The sequence below is a fragment of the Sulfurovum sp. bin170 genome, assembly GCF_010892395.1.
Classification (GTDB): domain Bacteria; phylum Campylobacterota; class Campylobacteria; order Campylobacterales; family Sulfurovaceae; genus UBA1140.
Genome location: NZ_JAACKB010000186.1, coordinates 1 through 3,521, shown reverse-complemented (window position 1 = coordinate 3,521; position 3,521 = coordinate 1). Strand labels below are relative to the sequence as shown.

4 protein-coding genes are annotated in these 3,521 nt (G+C 35.4%); all 4 read right to left on the bottom strand.

Going from position 1 to position 3,521, the window contains the following annotated elements:
- Positions 1-141: 141 nt before the first annotated feature.
- Positions 142-819 (bottom strand): response regulator transcription factor, encoded by a 678-nt coding sequence (locus GSY74_RS04405; RefSeq protein ID WP_164663895.1) that lies wholly within the window; start codon positions 817-819, stop codon positions 142-144.
- A 129-nt stretch (positions 820-948) separates the two neighbouring features.
- Entirely contained in the window at positions 949-1,587 is a 639-nt protein-coding gene (gene murU / locus GSY74_RS04400; RefSeq protein ID WP_223157461.1) for an N-acetylmuramate alpha-1-phosphate uridylyltransferase MurU, read from the bottom strand.
- 62 nt (positions 1,588-1,649) lie between these two features.
- Positions 1,650-2,609 carry an aminoglycoside phosphotransferase family protein gene (locus tag GSY74_RS04395; RefSeq protein ID WP_164663893.1) on the bottom strand — a complete coding sequence of 320 codons (960 nt, stop codon included), beginning with the start codon at positions 2,607-2,609 and terminating at the stop codon, positions 1,650-1,652.
- On the bottom strand, positions 2,596-3,521 hold a 926-nt coding region (locus tag GSY74_RS04390; protein ID WP_164663892.1), incomplete at its 5' end, for an anhydro-N-acetylmuramic acid kinase. The genes GSY74_RS04395 and GSY74_RS04390, both read right to left, overlap by 14 nt.

Sequence of the window (3,521 nt, the reverse complement as noted above, 5' to 3'; positions counted from 1 at the left end):
CTCTACATATAAAATTGTTAATTTTTCTAATTTCCTCAAATGCTCTTCTTCCCAATAACTTATGTTAAATATTATTTAATAAGTTAATAATCTCAAAACAGTGTGATGTAACAGTGAATATTAAGAAAAATAGTATAAAATTTATAACTCTAGTTTATATCCTACCCCATATTGATTTTTTATCAACTTGGTTGGAACCTTTTTTCTTAAATTTTTTATCAAAGTACGAATAGAGGTGTTGGTAATAGCCTCATCATATTTATCACTCCAGACATTCAAAATTATCTCATCATCTGCACAAGGAACTCCCTGTTTTTTTATCATCAAATCAAAAAAACTTCTCTCTCGTTTAGTTAAACTTACCTGTTCCCTATCATGATAGAGTGTTTGACTCTTCGAATCCCAAGAGCAATTAAATGGTAGATTAACCTGATGTTCTCCATAAACTTTTTGTGCGGCCTTAACCAAAGCACTAATAAGAACAGACCTACTGACAGGTTTAACAAGATAGCTCAAAAGATGTAAATCTATAAATTCCAATAGAGTTTTTCTATCAGAGTGAGCAGTAAATGCAATCAAAACAGTTGTATAATCATCTACTCTTATCTTTCTTGCCAACTCTACTCCACTCATCTTTGGAATATAGATATCAAGCAAAATAATATTCGGTCTATACTCTCTATATATACGATATGCCTCTTCTCCATCACGAGCAATATATAACGATTGACAATGCTCTTCTAAAAATGGAGCATAATTGCGAATAAGTTGCTCTTCGTCTTCAACATATAAAATAGTCATCTTCCCTAATCTTTTCAAATAATTCCCTAATAGCTTTTATTAAAATGAATAGTTGCAGAAGAATGTGATTAAACAGTGACTTTTATTAATAATAGAGCTAAAAAAAATTATTTATTCAGATTTGTTACCTTTTTTCAACCTTTGAGGTTACTCCTTTAGCTCTATATCCAAACCATCTAATCTCTGTGGAGTACCAATATCATACCATCTACCATCATAATACTCTGTTGTTAACCTCTTATCTTCAATAGCTTTAAAAAGCAGAGGAGCTAATCCCTGTTTACCATACTCTAAATCTTGAAACATAGCTTTTGAGTAGTACCCAATCCCTGAAAAAGTATACTTCTTTACACCCTCTTTTAAAGCAAAATCTCCTCTAGGATTATGTTCAGGGTTATCAATCAAAATCAGATGAGCCAACAGGTCATTATCCAATTCAAAACCACTATCATAAATAAAGTCTGTCCAAATATCACCATTGACTACCAAAAAGGTATCACTTAGAAGATGAAGAGCTTTGACAATCCCACCTGCTGTCTCCAACGCTCCCTCATCCTGTTCATTTGAAAAGAGTATATTAACCCCATACTCTGAACCATCACCAAGATAATCTATAATTTTTTGTCCTAAATAGGCAACATTGATAACTATATTTACAAATCCTGCATCTCTTAATCGTTCAATATGCCAAACAATAAGTGGTTTCCCACCCACTTCAAGTAGTGGCTTTGGGGTATGGTTGGTAAGTGGTCTCATGCGAGTTCCTAGCCCCGCAGCTAATATCATGGCTGTCACTGTTTCCCTTGCGTTATTAAAAAAAAGGGCAGACACATTGGTCTGCCCCTACATTATGCTTTTTCTGCTACTCTGTCCAAAATCACTTCTAGTGGTTTAAGTTCATCATAAATATCTATAACTTCTCTGATATATTCCAATGTCAAAGGAATATCCTCAACATATAGAGGTTTATTATCCCGTATCTTCAATCTAGCAAATATACCTAAAATTTTAATATGTCTCTGTAGACCCATAAAATCAAACCAACGGATAAACTGCTCATCACTAACATCTTTTAGAATACCACCTTTTAGCTCCTTGAACTCCAAGACCAACTCTAATACCTTCTCCCTATCACATCTAATATATACATCTTTTAACAAAGAGACCAAGTCATAAGTGATAGCCCCAATCCTTGCATCCTGATAATCAATCACAGAGACTTTGCCACGACCTGCGAACATAATATTTCGAGAGTGGAAATCACGATGAACAAAATAGCCTTGTGGTTGAGACAACACCTCATCTCTTATTAACTCCAACACAGAATCTAATGATTTTTGCTCCTCCTCATCCAGAGTAATCCAAAGATGCTGGTCAAGATACCACTTCTGCATAAGCTCCATCTCAAACATTAGAAACTCTTCATCATACGCTTCTAACCCCGAAATATCGGCATCTTGCATCTTCAAAATCTCATGAATACACTTCATATATAATAACTTATGACTCTGTTTATTGAGAATATCTGCTAGGTGTGTATTACCCAAATCCTCTATTAACAGATAACCATGTTCAAGATTTTGCGAATATACCCTTGGAATCTGTACCTTTGCTTTTAACAGTCGAACAGAGACATCTATAAAAGGATAGATACTCTCCACCTGCATAGATGAGTCCATTATAATAAATGTCTTACCTTCAGGCAATATCAGACGATAGTACTTTCTATAACTAGCATCATCACTCACCACCTCGAACTTATGTTCAGTATGTCCTAAATCATTTACCCACGCTTCAATTGGATGCATATATTCCACCTAAAATTGTATTATTTTTCGCACCTGTTACGGTCTTTAAATCTATATTCTCATTTCGCAGTCGCTTATAGGCAAACCACGCAAATATCATCGCTTCCATATCATCAGAACTAACACCATAACTATCAGTAGTATCTACTTCTACTTTAGATAGCCCAGATTGTAGCTCTCTCATCAAATAACCATTTCTAGCCCCACCACCACAAACCAATAACTTTTTTATAGAAAATTTTTTTATCTCATCTGCTATAGTTCGTACTGTCAATGCCAATAGCGTTGCCTGTATATCTTCATCTGTAATTTTATCAAATGGTTCTAAATACTTTCTTAAAAAACTCTTATTAAAATATTCTCGTCCTGTACTTTTAGGGTAGGTTAATTTAAAATAACTATCCGAAAGTAAATTATTTAATAAAGTTTCATGAATAGTTCCAGATTTAGCCCACACTCCATCCCTATCATAAGCTTCACCCAGACACTCCGAAATCCACATATCCATCAGAACATTACCACAACCAGAATCATAACCTATCAGTGTGGAGGAAAAAACAGAGATATTTGCCATCCCCCCAATATTGACCACAGCACACCCCTCCATATGCCCAAACAGCTCTCTATGAAAAGCAGGAGCAAAAGGAGCCCCCTGCCCTCCAGACGCTACATCTTTTGACCTAAAATCTGCAACAACAACAATATCTGTCTCTACAGCCAAAACAGAAGGATTCCCCAACTGCATAGAGAATGGATATTTGCCATTTGGTTCATGCCAAAGCGTCTGACCATGTGAGCCGATAGCTACTATCTCTTCTGCTTTTAAACTCTCTTTCTTTAACAACAGATTCACAGCTTTTGCAAACTCCAAAGCCAAACGATGGTCAATCTCCCCCACCTCTTTTAGTGTAG

Excerpts from the sequence above, each read along its gene's own strand:
- GSY74_RS04395 (WP_164663893.1), bottom strand. The coding sequence starts at position 2,609 with ATGCATCCAATTGAAGCGTGGGTAAATGATTTAGGACATACTGAACAT.
- murU (WP_223157461.1), bottom strand. The coding sequence starts at position 1,587 with ATGATATTAGCTGCGGGGCTAGGAACTCGCATGAGACCACTTACCAAC.